Annotated in this window: 15 protein-coding genes; 13 read left to right on the forward strand and 2 right to left on the reverse strand. The window is 52.9% G+C overall.

Annotated elements, in window-relative coordinates; genetic code table 11:
• Window positions 1-127: 127 nt before the first annotated feature.
• The 7 genes from NDK47_RS06300 to NDK47_RS06330 all read left to right on the forward strand — a co-directional run bounded on the left by NDK47_RS06300 (window position 128) and on the right by NDK47_RS06330 (window position 6298).
• Window positions 128-946 carry a beta-keto acid cleavage family enzyme gene (locus NDK47_RS06300; RefSeq protein ID WP_251874009.1) on the forward strand — a complete coding sequence of 273 codons (819 nt, stop codon included), beginning with the start codon at window positions 128-130 and terminating at the stop codon, window positions 944-946.
• Between the two features lie 19 nt (window positions 947-965).
• On the forward strand, window positions 966-1730 hold the full coding sequence (locus NDK47_RS06305; RefSeq protein ID WP_251874010.1) for a cyclase family protein: 765 nt from the start codon (window positions 966-968) through the stop codon (window positions 1728-1730).
• Between the two features lie 16 nt (window positions 1731-1746).
• The gene (locus NDK47_RS06310) at window positions 1747-3732 is read left to right on the forward strand and encodes a sodium:solute symporter family protein (RefSeq protein WP_251874011.1); all 1986 of its coding nucleotides are present in this window, start codon (window positions 1747-1749) and stop codon (window positions 3730-3732) included.
• Window positions 3733-3865: 133 nt separating this feature from the next.
• A complete protein-coding gene (locus NDK47_RS06315; RefSeq protein WP_251874012.1) occupies window positions 3866-4345 on the forward strand; it encodes a DsrE/DsrF/DrsH-like family protein in 480 nt (159 codons plus the stop codon).
• Window positions 4346-4366: 21 nt separating this feature from the next.
• Window positions 4367-4750, forward strand: a complete 384-nt coding sequence (locus tag NDK47_RS06320; protein ID WP_251874013.1) for a rhodanese-like domain-containing protein — start codon at window positions 4367-4369, stop codon at window positions 4748-4750.
• Between the two features lie 97 nt (window positions 4751-4847).
• Window positions 4848-5972, forward strand: a complete 1125-nt coding sequence (locus NDK47_RS06325) for an MBL fold metallo-hydrolase (protein ID WP_251874014.1) — start codon at window positions 4848-4850, stop codon at window positions 5970-5972.
• 98 nt (window positions 5973-6070) lie between these two features.
• Window positions 6071-6298: a sulfurtransferase TusA family protein gene (locus NDK47_RS06330; protein ID WP_251874015.1), complete on the forward strand. Its 228-nt coding sequence runs from the start codon at window positions 6071-6073 to the stop codon at window positions 6296-6298.
• Window positions 6299-6441: 143 nt separating this feature from the next.
• Here NDK47_RS06330 and NDK47_RS06335 read toward each other — a convergent pair whose 3' ends face one another.
• Window positions 6442-6720, reverse strand: a complete 279-nt coding sequence (locus NDK47_RS06335) for a glutaredoxin (protein WP_251874016.1) — start codon at window positions 6718-6720, stop codon at window positions 6442-6444.
• A gap of 208 nt (window positions 6721-6928) precedes the next feature.
• On the opposite strand from NDK47_RS06335, the gene NDK47_RS06340 reads away from it, so the two are divergent.
• The 6 genes from NDK47_RS06340 (at window position 6929) to NDK47_RS06365 (ending at window position 12950) form a co-directional block, all read left to right on the forward strand.
• Complete coding sequence (locus tag NDK47_RS06340; protein ID WP_251876023.1) at window positions 6929-7783, forward strand: MurR/RpiR family transcriptional regulator; 855 nt, start codon at window positions 6929-6931, stop codon at window positions 7781-7783.
• A gap of 199 nt (window positions 7784-7982) precedes the next feature.
• Window positions 7983-9353, forward strand: a complete 1371-nt coding sequence (locus tag NDK47_RS06345; protein ID WP_251874017.1) for an ABC transporter substrate-binding protein — start codon at window positions 7983-7985, stop codon at window positions 9351-9353.
• Between the two features lie 20 nt (window positions 9354-9373).
• Window positions 9374-10342 (forward strand): carbohydrate ABC transporter permease, encoded by a 969-nt coding sequence (locus NDK47_RS06350; RefSeq protein WP_251874018.1) that lies wholly within the window; start codon window positions 9374-9376, stop codon window positions 10340-10342.
• Window positions 10343-10360: 18 nt separating this feature from the next.
• Window positions 10361-11179 carry a carbohydrate ABC transporter permease gene (locus tag NDK47_RS06355; protein WP_251874019.1) on the forward strand — a complete coding sequence of 273 codons (819 nt, stop codon included), beginning with the start codon at window positions 10361-10363 and terminating at the stop codon, window positions 11177-11179.
• Window positions 11180-11212: 33 nt separating this feature from the next.
• The gene (locus tag NDK47_RS06360; RefSeq protein ID WP_251874020.1) at window positions 11213-12229 is read left to right on the forward strand and encodes a GNAT family N-acetyltransferase; all 1017 of its coding nucleotides are present in this window, start codon (window positions 11213-11215) and stop codon (window positions 12227-12229) included.
• Window positions 12230-12587: 358 nt separating this feature from the next.
• The gene (locus NDK47_RS06365) at window positions 12588-12950 is read left to right on the forward strand and encodes a cytochrome-c oxidase (RefSeq protein WP_251874021.1); all 363 of its coding nucleotides are present in this window, start codon (window positions 12588-12590) and stop codon (window positions 12948-12950) included.
• Window positions 12951-13161: 211 nt separating this feature from the next.
• Here the strand turns inward: NDK47_RS06365 and NDK47_RS06370 are convergent, their stop codons facing one another.
• Window positions 13162-14286, reverse strand: coding sequence for a M20 family metallopeptidase (locus NDK47_RS06370; protein ID WP_251874022.1), 1125 nt, complete (start codon window positions 14284-14286; stop codon window positions 13162-13164).
• Window positions 14287-14298: the final 12 nt, after the last annotated feature.

Raw genomic sequence — 14298 nt, forward strand, 5'->3', positions numbered from 1 at the left:
TCGTACAGCATCCTTCCCCTCTTTCATGGAAACATGTGGGATAACGTCGTTGAACTCCATTTTCTCCAGTTGGCACGAAATGTGTTACGGAAGAGGAGTGAACGGAAAATGCAGAGGAGGGAAGAATGTGGAAAAGCTGATCATCACCGTGGCACCGACAGGAGCCGTGACGACGCGAAAGGATACGCCATACCTGCCGATTACCCCGCGAGAGATCGCCGATGAAGTGTATGCCGCCTGGCAGGCAGGTGCCTCGATTGCCCACATCCATGTACGTGATCGGGAAGGCAATCCGTCGATGGATTACGAGACCTTTCGGGAAACGGTGGAGCGCATCAGGGAAAAATGCGACATCCTGATCAACCTGACTTCTTCGGGAGGATTGAATCTCCGGGAAGTAGAGCGCTTGAAAATTTGCGAATTAACGCCCGAGTTCGCCTCACTGGATGCTGGATCGATGAACTTCGGCCCCGGGGTATTTCTCAACCCGCCTGACTTTCTGGAGCGGCTGGCCGCGAAAATGAATCAGCATCAGGTAAAGCCCGAGATCGAGATTTTTGAGACCGGGATGATCAACAACGCCTTGATGCTGGCGAAAAAAGGGCTGATCAAACCGCCGTTTCACTTTCAATTTGTCCTGGGTGTCCCCGGCGGTATGCCGGCAACGGTGAAAAATCTGCTTCATTTGGTCGAATCGATTCCGGCCGGCTCTACCTGGTCGACAATCGGCATCGGCAGGCATCAGCTTGCGATGAACACGATGGGAATTCTCATGGGAGGGCATGTGCGGGTTGGTATGGAGGACAATGTGTACTACAGGACGGGCGAGCTGGCAAAATCAAATGCCGTTTTTGTTGACAGAATTGTCAGATTGGCGCAGGAGCTGGGTCGCGAGATAGCGAGCGTGGAGGAAGCCAGGTCCATTTTGGGACTAAGCAGTAAATGAGAACGAGGGAGGATCCGTCATGAGAAGCTTTCAGATTATTGATTTGAGTGTACCGATCAGCGAAAGAGTCAAGGAACCGCTTCCGGCGAAAATCGAGTACGTCCAGCATGAACAGGGGGCGGAGCAGGCGGCAGGGCTGTTTGGTCTTTCTCCGGATGACTTTCCGGAGAAGAAGGCATGGGCTGTCGAAAATGTCAGCTTGAGCACACATACGGGGACACATGTAGACGCCCCGTGGCATTACTGGCCGACCTCCGAGGGCAAGCCGGCCCGGACAATCGACCAACTGCCGCTGGAGTGGTTTTACGGCGACGGCGTGCTGCTCGATTTTCATGACAAAGGCGCAGGATACGAGCTGACGGCGGAGGACTTGCAGCAAAAGCTGGAGGAGATCGGCTATGCATTGAAGCCGTATGATATCGTCCTGATCCGCACGGGAGCAGATCAATACATTTACGAAGAGGGGTATTTCAACCAGCATGCGGGCGTGTCCGCAGAGGCGACATGCTGGCTGATTGATCAGGGCATCAAAGTGATGGGCACAGATGGCTGGGGCTGGGACATTCCCTTTTATTTGCAGGCGCAGTCGTACAGGGAAAATCCGCGTGACGGCGTGCTGTGGGCTGCTCATTTTGTGGGCAAGGAGAAAGAGTATTGCCAGATTGAAAAGCTGGCCAACCTGGAGCGCTTGCCCCGGCCGTTCGGCTTTAAGGTAGCGGTATTTCCGGTCAACATCGAAGGCGCCAGTGCCGGATGGGCACGCCCTGTAGCTATTTTGGAATAAGCGGGAGGGGAAGAGCATGAGCTTCAACGTCGTCTTTTTGCTGTATCTGGCCGTTTTTTTCGTGATTCTCTTTTACGGGGGATGGATGACGCGGAAATGGGTGAACAGTGCGAATGACTATTTGCTCGGGGGACGCGAGGTCGGTATGCTGATCAATGTCTTCGGGGTGGCGGCCATCGGATTTGCCGGGACGATTATCACACTGGGACCCGGCCTTGCCATCACGAGCGGGTTTTGGGGTTCGTTTGGCTTCGGGATTGCGTATCTATTTGGCGGCCTGGCTTTGTACGGAATTGTCCTTGCACCGTACATTCGCCGCTGCGGTGCGCAGACGCTTCCGGAATGGCTGGCGATGCGCTTTGATTCCCGCACCCGTGTACTGGTGACAATCGCCTCGATATTGGGACTGATCGGCATCATGGCCAACAACGTGGTCTCCATGGCCATCGTGGTCAATGGCTTTACCGGCTGGTCGCTCGTCTGGACGCTTTCTGCCATCTTTTTATTATTCTTGCTGTTTACGTATGCGGGCGGCTTTTGGGCCATTACCCTGACGGACTTTGTCCAGATGTGCATCGGGCTGATTGCCTTGCCCCTGATGTTTTTGGGCTTGCTCTCCCGTTTCGGCGGCTTTGACTTCATCAGTTCCCAGTGGCCGGGTCCGTCCGGGCACTGGACGCATGGGATTACCGGGGGGCAGCTGCCGATCTTTTCTCTGCAATATCCCAGCTTGCTCACCTTTGTGATTCTGTTCGGCTGCTTTCTTGTCTGGGGCAATAATTACTACTGGCTTCGCGTTTCATCGACCCGCAGTGAAAAGGTGGCCAAACATTCTTTCATCTATGCGGCTGTCCTTCTGGCACTGGTACCGTATCTCATCCTGGTCGTCACCGGTCTTTATGCAGGCGCTGCGTTCCCGGATACATTTGAGCCGAAAGGGAATGTCTCACCGATGGCCGCGTTTGGCGTGGTTTTGAAAGCGCTCCCAGTCAGCGTTACTGCGTTTGCCCTGATCGGAGCTCTGGCAGCCTCTATCTCCACATCGACGACTGCTCTGATCGGCGCTTCCTCTACGGCTGTGAGGGATCTGTATCAGCGCTATATCAGACCAAACGCCACACCGCGCGAGTTGACCATGCCATCCAAGGTGATCACCATCTGCCTCGGTTTGCTGGTGTGGGTCCTCTGTTTCTACCCAGGCGGTCCGCTCTATTTATTTGCTTTTGCCACCGCTTGGCTGGGTCCGCCGTCTGTTCTCGTCATGCTGGGTATCTGGTGGCGGAGAACGACGAAGCAAGGCGCATTTATCGGTGCGCTTGCCGGCATCGGGGTAACCGGATTATTCACGCTGCTGGAGCTGATGAAGGTATTCGTGATTGGAACGTATACACATGTTGGGGTGGTCGGGCTGGTCGTCACACTGGTCTGCACGGTCATCGTCAGTCTGATGACCCAGCCGCAGTACTACGGTGATAAGAACTGGAAGCTGGAGGGGCAGGCGGATTCGAACAGCTTGTCCGTATCCATGGAAGAACAGGTGGTGCTCCAGCTGATGTACGCCGGGTACAATACGATGGCGGAGATCACCGACATGCTTGGAGAAGATTCTACCGTTAGCAACCGCCTCGTTGAATCGCTTGATCAGAAGCGGTTGATTTTCCGCGAAAGCTATACTGGACCGGGTTTTTACACTTTCCGTTTGGCGGAAGAAGCGACCCGGCTGATGGACGAGAGTGTGAGCGTGATCCATGCAGATAAAGGCATGGTGAGCAGAGAAGACCTGGTCATCCTGCAAAAAGTAGGCGAAGGCAGCAGTCAGTTAAACGCGCATATCCGGCAGCATGAGCTGGACTCGCTGAAAGTGTCCGTAATCGTGGCCAAGCTGATCAGACAAGGCTATCTTGAGGAAAGCGGGTTGTGGCGCCGGAAGATGGCGATCACGACAGACGGACGACAAATACTGACGGCGCACGCTGCGCTGCTGCAGGAAAAAGGTGCCTAATGATAGGGAAGGCTCTGTCCATTGACAGGGCCGTTCTTTCGTTATACCATATACCCATAGGGGTAATAGTAACTAAAACATTTTACGCAGCAACATACCCCGGTAGGTATTCGGAAGAGGAGGATACAGATAGATGGATACGCAAAAGCAAACAACCATGGTGGTGTTTAGCGGTGATCTGGACAAAGCGATGGCAAGCTTTATCATCGCTACAGGAGCGGCAGCCATGGGCAACAAGGTCACGATGTTCTTCACCTTTTGGGGCCTGAACATCCTGCGAAAAGAACAGTACGTTCCGGTCAACAAAAGCTTCCTGGAGAAAATGTTCGAGCGGATGATGCCGCGGGGTCCTGGCAAGCTCGGCATTTCCAAACTAAATATGGGTGGCATGGGTTCTGCCCTGATGAAGCACATCATGAAGAAAAAGAATGTGGCTTCACTTCCTGAGCTGATAGAGCTGGCCAAGGAGCTGGATGTCGAGCTGATCGCCTGCACGATGTCGATGGACGTTCTCGGGATCAAGGAAGAGGAGCTGGTAGACGGTTTGAAATATGCGGGTGTCGCCACCTATCTGGCCGAAGCTGAGCAGTCCAAAGTCAATCTGTTCATTTAAGAAAAAGAGAGGTGAAGCCGCTTGGATTGGATATTTTATGGCTTGTTGGCAGTGGTTGTGCTTTTTTTCCTGAAAAACATGCTTCCGGTCAAAGGCTTGGAACAGCTCTCCCCGGACGAATTGAAGGAGCGGCTGAAAAAACCAGGTTCCTATGTGCTGCTGGATGTTCGCGAGCCGTTTGAATACCGGAGGGGGCATATTCCCGGGTTTTCCAATCTGCCGCTTGGACAGTTGAGACAGAGCTGCCCCAACGTCGATCCTTCAAAGCACGTTATCCTCACTTGCCAGAGCGGGATGAGAAGCAGACAGGCTGCCAAAATTTTGCTGAAAAACGGAGTCAAAGAGGTCAGTCATCTCCAGACGGGTATGTCCGGCTGGACGGGAAGAGTGGAAGTCAAGCGATAAGCGGGAAAACAGAAGCTTGATGGTTCATCAACTCCCTTTTTTATGGGTGGGTCCGATTGCAAAATCTTAACTATTTAACAATAGAGAGGTGAGAACATTGTCTGCAAAAGCGATACAAGCAAAAGACTTGCATGAAAAAATGGAACAGGGAATCTTCCTGCTCGATGTGCGCAATCCAGAAGATTATGCTGATTGGAAAATCGAAGGGAAAAAAGTGCGCTCTATCAACATTCCGTACTTTGATTTTCTCGACGAGAATGAAGAAATCTACCGTCCGCTCCCTGCGGATGAAGAGATCGTTGTCATCTGCGCCAAAGGCGGCAGTGCCCAGATGGTAGCAGACATGCTGGTGGAAAAAGGATATGAGGCCAGCTACCTGGAGCAGGGGATGAACGAGTGGAGCCAATTTTACCATCCGGTGACGGTCATGGAGGATGATGCGCTCAAGCTAATCCAGGTAAATCGCCTGGCCAAAGGCTGTCTGTCCTACATGGTGATCTCCGGCGAGGAAGCGCTCGTCGTCGATCCCGGCCGCCACATCGAAGAATACCTCACATTGGCTCAGAAAGAAGACATTGCGATCAAGTATGTGCTGGATACACATCTGCACGCCGACCACATCTCGGGCGGCCGCGAGCTAGCACAGAAGAGCGGCGCGGTGTACTACATTTCTTCCGGTGAAATGCAAGGCTCTGATCGGCCCTATGAACCGCTGGAAAAGCAGGGGCTGCTGCAGGTAGGAAGTGCAGAAGTCAAAATCCTGGCGGTTCCCACCCCTGGCCATACGCCGGGAAGCGTCTCCGTGCTGGTCAACGATCAGTATCTGCTCTCGGGTGATACGATCTTTGTCGGCGGTCTCGGCCGTCCCGATCTTGGCGGAAAGGCAGCGGAATGGGCACAAGCGTTGTATGACACCGTCTTTACCACTATCGCTTCCTTGCGTGACGATGTGTTGGTCCTGCCAACCCACTATGCCGACCTCTCGGAAATCAGCGAAGCGGGATATATCGGTGCCCAGCTGGGCGAGATTCGCCGGAACAACGAAGTAATGCGTACGGTCGACCGCGAGCTGTTTACGGAGAAGGTGGCGCACTCGGTTGGTGCCACGCCGCCCAACTACGAGGAAATCGTGGAAGTGAACCGCGGCACCCTGGAGGTCACAGCAGAGAAGGCGACCGAGCTGGAAATCGGCCCGAATCGCTGCGCATTGCACCACGGCTGATCCTTACGAGCCGGCACCTGAAAAGATTTTCATGTGAAAAGGCTCTACACGTAAACAAACATCAACCATCGAAAAAATTCAAGGAGGAATGATTAATCATGAACGTAGACGTATTTGTAGATGCCAAAGGACTTGCTTGCCCGATGCCGATTGTCAAAGCGAAAAAGGCTGTAGATGCCATGGAAAGCGGTCAAATCATGCAAGTGGAATCAACCGACAAAGGCTCTGTCAACGATTTTCAAAGCTGGGTTCGCGCGAATCATCATGAGCTTTTGAAAATGGAAGAAGATGCAGGGGTATACCGGATCTTTGTTCGCAAGGGATAGAGATAGACAGACAAGGGAAGAGACGGAAGGGAAATACTGTAAGCGGAAAGCCGGTTTCCTCTGAATAGAGGAGAAGCCGGCTTTTCTTATTTTTGCGAAGCGTGGAGGGAAAAGCAGTAAGCGTTTCTCAATGCTGGTTAGGTTTAGGTTGCTCTGTGTTTGGAGTCCCGCCGTTGAAAAGACTTCAGCAGATTTCGTAACCCCTCTTCCTGATAAGCCTTTCCATTCATTACGACTGCCGGGAAAGAGGTAAGTCCGAATTCTTTGGCTTTATTCTCTGACTCGGGGGAAGCCTGTTCTTTCCGCATATCATGCACGACGATACTGCATTTGGAACAGGCCAGTTGGTTCGCCTGTTCAATTAAGGTCTGACATCTTTCACTTCCCATTGAGTAGACTTCAATTTTCGCCATGCGATACATCTAGCCCCTCCATGCTTTTCCCTCCTATTCATGATTATCAGCCCTGTAGCTAGGTAAAGGGTCAAGCGCAATTTTACAAAGAGAAAATTTTGAAAATTATTTTTATAAAGAATAGTTTGTATTGATTTTTAATTTCAATATCGTATAATGGGTTTAAATTGGTAAAAGCTGGGCCGTTATACACAGTAGAAAAGAGGGAATGCCTTTGCTGAGCGGAGGATTGCTGAGAATTCGAGAATACCTACAAACGATCAAGCCATCTGAGCGCAGCGTGGCAGAGTACATCCTGGAGAATCCCCGTGAAGTCATCCGCCTCTCCATCAAGGAATTGGCTGAGCGGAGTCATGCGAGCCCCGCTGCCATCATCCGTATGTGCAAAAACATGGGATTGGATGGATTCCCAGAGCTGAAGATACGCATCGCCGCTGATTTGCAATCTCCTTCAGCCGGAGAAGAAGAGTACAAAGAGATACTCCCCTCCGACGACATTCCCACCTTGATCGAGTCTGTCACGGCGAATCACATCTACTCTTTGCGTGAAACGCTCAAGGTACTAGACCCGGCCGCCGTAGAACAGGCAGTCCAAGCGATTTATCGGGCGCGGCGCATCGACTTTTTCGGAGTGGGGGCCTCCCAACTGGTCGCCCAGGATGCCCAGCAAAAGTTCTTGCGGATCGATAAAACAGCAAATGCACATGCTGATGCACATCTGCAAATTACCTCTGCGGTTACACTAACAGACGAGGATGTGGCCGTCGGGATTTCCTACTCGGGAGAAACCCGTCAAGTCCTTTCCGCTATCACCAGAGCGAGGGAAGCAGGGGCCATTACGATTGGAATCACCAAATTTGGTCAAAACTCACTCTCCACGCTCGTAGACATCCACCTCACGACCATTTCATCCGAGGCAGACATGCGCAGTGCCGCCACGTCTTCCCGGATCGCTCAATTGGCTGTAATCGATATGATCTTCATGGGCGTAGCCGCACAGAGCTACGAAAAAGCGGTATCCTACCTGCGAAGGACGCGCAAAGCCGTTCTTGCCGAATTTCGTACCGATTAGATATGCAAGCGTTTTCACAAAAGAATCGACCTCACGAGAACACCCACCAACTGACGCACCACTCAGGCTGTTCCAGCACCCATTAACCATTCTCAGCACCCATTAACCTAACGTCGTTCCACATTACACACCTGTGCCTATACCCATCTCTCATATCTGTTGGCAATAACAAGTTTCTAGATAAATGGAGGGGTCTGCATTGAAAAGAAAGAGGAGATTGTCACTTTTCAGCTCAGCGCTCTTGTCTGCCGCTCTACTGCTTTCAGCCTGTTCTGGAAGCGGACAGCAGGCAAACACGGGCGAACAGCCAAGCGCCACGAACAACCAGACCAAAACGGAGCAAATCGAATTAAAGATGGGGTATTACTCCGATCCGCCCACACAGAAAAAGATGGAGGAACTGCTGGCCAAGTTTATGGCGAAGAATCCGCACATCAAAATTACCACAGAAACAGGTCCTCATGCACAGTTCTTCCAGAAGCTGAACACACAGATTGCCGGTGGAAATGCTCCTGATCTGTGGCTGAGTGACGGGGTGAAGGTTTTTGAGTTTGCCGAGCGCGGTGCACTGAAAGACCTGAAGGACCTCATCGACAAGGATTTGAACAAAGATGACTATTACGGGATGGACGCGAACAAAGGGCCTGGCGGAGAAATTTGGGGAGTTCCGCAGGGCGTTCAAATCGGGGTTCTCTATTACAACAAGGCACTCTTTGACAAAGCGGGCGTGAAATACCCCGATGCCACCTGGACCTGGGATCAGGTGAAGGAAGCGGCTGAGCTGCTCACGATTGATGCCAGCGGCAAGAATGCCAAAGACCCGGCTTTCGACGCGACCAAGGTGTCAGAGTACGGCTTTACGATCTTCAGCAGTCCCGTCGGTGTGAGCCGCGGCTGGTTCCCGCTGATGAAAACCTTTGGTGGCGGCGTGCTGGACCAGAGCCTGCAAAAGGCCGTCCTCGACACTCCGGAAAACAAGCAGGCGGTTGAATGGATGGTCGATGGCATGAAAAAAGGCATCTTTCCCGATCCGGTCGATCTGCAAAGCTTCCAGGATCCGTTCAAGCCATTTTTGAGCGGTGTGTCCGGGATGCAGATTGATATCTATGCCGCCCGTGTGAAGATGCGTGAATCCGGCTTGAACTTTGATGTGGCACCGCTTCCGGCAGGACCCGGAGGGAAACGCTTTGCCCCCAGCATCGTCAACTCCTGGGTAATCAGCAAAAAAGCGGATGATAAGAAAACCCAGGCAGCTTGGGAGTGGATCAAATACTGGGCGACCGACGATGAAGCACAGCGGGAGTGGGCGTCGCTGGGCGAAGCGATCCCGGTCAAGAAAAAGGTGGCTGAGGAAGTGCTCAACTCCGATACGTCGCTCAATGCCAAAGTGTATCTGGACAGCATGGAATTTGCCGGCTCCCTCGATGCCAACGCGGTCTTCGGCGAATGGCGCAAAGCGTTTGACGAGCAGATGTTCCCGGTGTTCTCAGGCGAGGCCAGTGTGGAGCAAGGCTTGAAAAATGCCAATGCCGCAGTCCAAAAGGTGCTGGATGAGTTCTACAAAAAATAAAACGCTTACGGGGGGCAGTCATGAACCTAAATACGGAACTGACTGGTGAACAAAGAGCCGACAAGCGTCCATTTCCGAAGCCCCGAAAAAAAAAGTGGCTGGACAGTGAGGGGAGATGGGGGATTTTGCTCATCTCCCCCTACCTGGTTCACCTGATCGTTTTTGTTGCCTTCACATCCATAGCGTCGCTGTATTTCAGCTTCACGAATTACGACATGCTGAATCCTCCCAAATGGACGGGGCTGTCCAATTACCGAAAGATGATGGACGATCCGCTGTTTTGGAAGGCACTGTGGAACACGATTTATTTTACAATTCTGCTGGTTCCCATCAAGACCGCGCTCGCTTTGGTGCTTGCGGTCGCGCTGAATCAAAAGCTGAAGGGCTTAAAGCTGTACCGGATCGCTCACTTTATCCCGGTGATCTCTTCCTGGACAGTGATCGCCTATGTAGCTGACTCCATCTTCAATCCCCGCTTTGGCTGGGCCAACTCGCTGTTGGTGAAGCTGGGCATGCAGCCCAAGAACTGGCTGGCAGACGAGCAGCTGGTGATCCCCGTTCTTGTCGCCGTGGCGATCTGGAAGGGAGTCGGCTATATGATGGTCCTGTTTCTGGCCGGGCTGCAAAATGTACCGGGCGATCTGTACGAAGCGGCGGAGATCGACGGGGCCGGGCCGCTGCAAAAGTTTTGGCGCATCACCGTGCCGCTGATTTCGGGGACGACCTTCCTGGTGTTGATCCTCAGTACCATCAGCGCGTTTCAGAGCTTTGAACAGATTTACGTCATGACGGCCGGAGCGGTCGACGGGATCGCAGGCGGTCCGAACAACGCCAGCCTGGTGCTGATGCTGCATCTTTTCCGCGAAGGCTTCACCTATTTCCACATGGGCTATGCCTCGGCGATTGCCTGGGTGCTCTTCTTGCTGCTGTTTGTCTTTACCTACATGCAGATGAGACTGCAAAAACGCTGGGTTCATTACGATGACTAGGGAGGAGGGAGAGCACGTATGAAGACGCGAAAAATACTCGCCTACCTGGCCATCGGAATCAGCTCGCTCATTATGTTTACCCCTTTCCTGACGGCGCTGTTCAACTCTTTGAAGACCGTAGCGCAATACAACAAGTACCCGCCGGAGCTGTTCCCAAATCCGATCAAATGGAGCAACTACCCGGAAGTATGGGAGCTGGCCCATTTCAATACCTACACCTTTAACAGCCTGACGGTCTCGTTGCTTTCGATCTTGGGAGCGATCCTGTCCAGCTCGATGGTGGCTTACGCCTTCGCGCGACTCCGTTTTCCGTTTCGGGACACGCTCTTCCTGATCGTGCTGGGGACGATGATGATTCCCGGTGTAGTCACCATTATTCCGCAGTTCATGATCTTCAAGAAACTGAATATGCTGGATACGTTGATGCCGCTCTGGATCCTGGAATGGCTGGGTCAGCCTTTTGGAATTTTTCTGATGAGGCAGGCGTTTCTGGGCATTCCCCGGGAGTATGAAGAGGCGGCCAAAATCGACGGGTGCAATCCATTCCAGATTTACTGGCGGGTTGCCATGCCGATGTGCAAGCCATCGCTGGCGACGTTGGCGATTTTAACCTTCATGGCGAAATGGAACGAAATCCTTGCTCCGGTCATCTATATCACTACCCGGGAAAAGTACACGCTGCCCATCGGCATTCTGTCGTTGAAAGGGCAGTGGACAGGCGGCAACGATCAGTATTTGGTAGCAGGGGCTTTGATTAGCCTGATTCCGATTTTGATTGTGTTTTTGATCGCGGAGAAATACTTCGTCGAGGGAGCGCGAAGCTCCGGGTTGAAGTAACCGATAGAGTTGGAACGATAGGAGAGAGCAAAAATGGAATTTCACCGCTGGGAGTCTAAATGGCTGCAACCCGTCTGCCAGCTCTGGAACACACAGCTCGGCGATCGTTTTCCGATGAGGGAAGAGCTTCTGCAGCAGAACAGCCTGGATGATCCGCATTTGGTGCCGGAGGGCTCTTGGGTCGCGGTGGAAGCCAGCAGCCAGCGGCCGGTTGGCATCGTCATCGCCAAGCGGTGGCGAGAAGAGGATTCGGTGACATGGGGAAAAGGGATGGGTTGGATTCAAACGTTGCTGGTGGATCGTGGGTATCGGAGGAAAGGCGTTGGCACGGCGCTGCTGGAGCGAGCGGAGAAGGCACTCACCTCGTGGAAGGTAGATAAAATCGCGCTGGGAAGTGATTGGTGGCATTACTTTCCAGGCGTGCCGGAAGAAGAGCAGGAGCTGATGGCTTGGCTGGAGAGGCGGGGGTACCTACGGGGAAGACCGCAATACGATCTGCTGGGGCGCAAAGCGGTTGAGGCTGATTCCGATGGAGCCGGACCGGGCTTACTTCCCCTGCTGGAGAGGCCGAATCGGGACGAAGTCCGCTTTCGAATGGGTGAGCCGCAGGATCGCGAGCCCCTTCTCTCGTTTTTTCGCCGCTGTTTTCCCGGCCGCTGGGAGTACGAGGCGCTCTGCTATTTTGAAAAAGGGGGCACCGGAAGAGAGTTTGTGCTCGCCGAGAAAAACGGGAAAATTATGGGGTTTTGCCGCATCAATGACAGCCGCTCGCCGCTGATTGCCCAGAACGTATACTGGGCTCCACTTTTTGCCGAGGAGCTGGGCGGGATTGGTCCTTTGGGCATCGATCCGGCCGAACGAGGGCAAGGCTATGGCCGGGCCGTTGTGGAGGCAGGCATCTATTTCCTTCAGCAGCGGGGAATCAGAACGATCTGTATCGACTGGACTGATCTGGTGGGGTTTTACGAAAAGCTGGGCTTTCAGGTGTGGAAAAGGTACCAGACATATGCAAAAACTGTGGTAGAAAAGCAGGAAAAAATCCCCGGCTGAGCGGGGATTTTTGTATGTAACGATTCGGTGCTGCTTTTTCGCTGGACGCAGATGTTTACCTGTTTTGGATAAAATCCTGAGCGTCGAGCATGCGCACATGACAGCTATCTCAAACAGATTGCGAACGAGGTTCGGCCATTGGCGAACTTCTCGTCCTTGTTGAGGGGACGAGCCGGATCATTTTTGAGTCCTTCGCCTCAAATTTTACGAATATTTCGTATGATTGCGATTACCATGTAGTAGTGTACGCAACATCTCCACCTTTAGACGCGGATACGCAGAGAAAAGACTTCTTGTGAAAGGAGGTCGGTCTTCATAGCGGTTCACCACAACAGGCAAAGCGTAAAGGGGAGATCGGATGGGCATTCGACTGATCAAAATTGCCGGGGTCTATTTTGTCATCGCCATCCTGCTGGGGATGTACATGTCAATGTCGCATGAATTTCAACTGAGAGGCGTCCACACGCATCTCAATCTGGTGGGCTGGGTATCGCTGGCGCTCGCCGGGATTTTCTATCATCTCTTTCCGGCAGCAGCAGCAACCGGGCTTGCCAAGGTTCACTTTTGGCTGCATAACATAGGGCTTCCTGTCATGATGCTGGGTCTGTGGTTTGTATCGTATGGAAACATGGCTGTCGAGTGGATCATCCCGCTGGGAGCCATTCCTTTGATCATTGGCATTATCCTCTTTGTCGTTAATCTTTTTCGGCATGTGAAGTAAAGCACGCCCCGGCGCAATCTTTTCAGAGACGGAACGGGGAAAAGAAAAAGCATCGGGGGAAAGATGTGCGGTTCGCTCGGCAGAGGTTCGGGCAAAAGTTCGGCGAAAGTTCGGCTGTATTTCGGTAGAAAGATAAGGGGGAAGCCGGCGCGATCAGGTTGCGCCGGCTTTTTGATTCCCGTTTTCCGCTCTCATTGGGGGACAAAGGTGGTTACAGCTTGGCAAGCAGGTGGGCCAGCAAGGCGCTGCGGGGAGCGAGCTGGTCGATGAGAATATGTTCATACTCAGCGTGCGGGCCGTCTCCTACTGATCCGAGTCCATCCAGTGTGGGAATGCCCAAGGCCGCTGTAAAATTACCATCGCTGCCTCCTCCGGCGGCTGCTTCCGTCAGAGTGAACCCAAGCTGTTCACCGCATTGGCTGGCCAGCTCGAACAAGCGGGCCGTTTCCGCCGTCCGTTCCATCGGCGGACGATTCAGTGCGCCAGAAGCCTTCAGCGTAATCCCGTCCAGCTTGGGAACAGCACCCAGCACCGCTTTTTGTATGCGCTCTGCTTCAGCCATACTTGTAATACGGACGTCAATATCCAGAAGTGCGTGCTCAGCGACCACATTCGTGCGGTTCCCTCCCGATGCGATCCCGACATTGACCGTGGTTCCTTTGGCGTAATCGGTTAGGGCGTGCAAATCAATGATCTGCAGAGCCATTTCTTGTATGGCACTGATGCCGTCCTCGTGATGGTTGCCAGCGTGAGCGGCTTTTCCTTTGATGGCGAGCTGGTAATGTCCCACCCCTTTCCGTGCGGTTTTGAGCGCCCCTGTATGGGCAACAGCAGGCTCAGGGACTAGCACAGCCACACTTTTGCGAGCTTCTTCTTCAATCAGGGCACGGGAGGTATCACTGCCTGTCTCTTCATCGCTGGTCAAAAGAAAGACGATCTTTTTATTCAAAGGCAAGCCCACTTCTCGCAGGGCCCGGAGTGCCCACAAAGCTTGAATATTGCCCCCTTTCATATCGAGGATGCCCGGCCCGTAGGCTCGGTTTCCTTCCGTGCGAAACGAAAGCCTGCCTTTTTCCCAAACGGTGTCAATATGGCCGGTAATGAGGATTTGTTCGGGTCCATCTCCGATGGTGTAACGCAGTTGATTGCCCGTTTCCTTCATCGGGATGACGTCTGCTGAAAGTCCCAAATAGCGGTGAAACAATTCCTGAAAAACATCGCCGCAGTGATCCACAGCCGCTTTGTCATGTGTAGGGGATTCCGCCCGAACGACGCGCTCCAGATCGGATAAAATTTGTTGTTCCGCTTCTTTTAGATAAGACAGGACAGATGACATTTTTTCATTCCT

Origin of the sequence: Brevibacillus ruminantium, assembly GCF_023746555.1 — a bacterium.
Classification (GTDB): domain Bacteria; phylum Bacillota; class Bacilli; order Brevibacillales; family Brevibacillaceae; genus Brevibacillus; species Brevibacillus ruminantium.

Bases quoted from the DNA above. Each gene is read 5' to 3' on its own strand.
- NDK47_RS06305 (WP_251874010.1), top strand. From the start codon at position 966: ATGAGAAGCTTTCAGATTATTGATTTGAGTGTACCGATCAGCGAAAGA.
- NDK47_RS06310 (WP_251874011.1), top strand. From the start codon at position 1,747: ATGAGCTTCAACGTCGTCTTTTTGCTGTATCTGGCCGTTTTTTTCGTG.
- NDK47_RS06315 (WP_251874012.1), top strand. From the start codon at position 3,866: ATGGATACGCAAAAGCAAACAACCATGGTGGTGTTTAGCGGTGATCTG.
- NDK47_RS06330 (WP_251874015.1), top strand. From the start codon at position 6,071: ATGAACGTAGACGTATTTGTAGATGCCAAAGGACTTGCTTGCCCGATG.
- NDK47_RS06335 (WP_251874016.1), bottom strand. From the start codon at position 6,720: ATGTATCGCATGGCGAAAATTGAAGTCTACTCAATGGGAAGTGAAAGA.
- NDK47_RS06350 (WP_251874018.1), top strand. From the start codon at position 9,374: ATGAACCTAAATACGGAACTGACTGGTGAACAAAGAGCCGACAAGCGT.
- NDK47_RS06355 (WP_251874019.1), top strand. From the start codon at position 10,361: ATGAAGACGCGAAAAATACTCGCCTACCTGGCCATCGGAATCAGCTCG.
- NDK47_RS06360 (WP_251874020.1), top strand. From the start codon at position 11,213: ATGGAATTTCACCGCTGGGAGTCTAAATGGCTGCAACCCGTCTGCCAG.
- NDK47_RS06365 (WP_251874021.1), top strand. From the start codon at position 12,588: ATGGGCATTCGACTGATCAAAATTGCCGGGGTCTATTTTGTCATCGCC.
- NDK47_RS06370 (WP_251874022.1), bottom strand. From the start codon at position 14,286: ATGTCATCTGTCCTGTCTTATCTAAAAGAAGCGGAACAACAAATTTTA.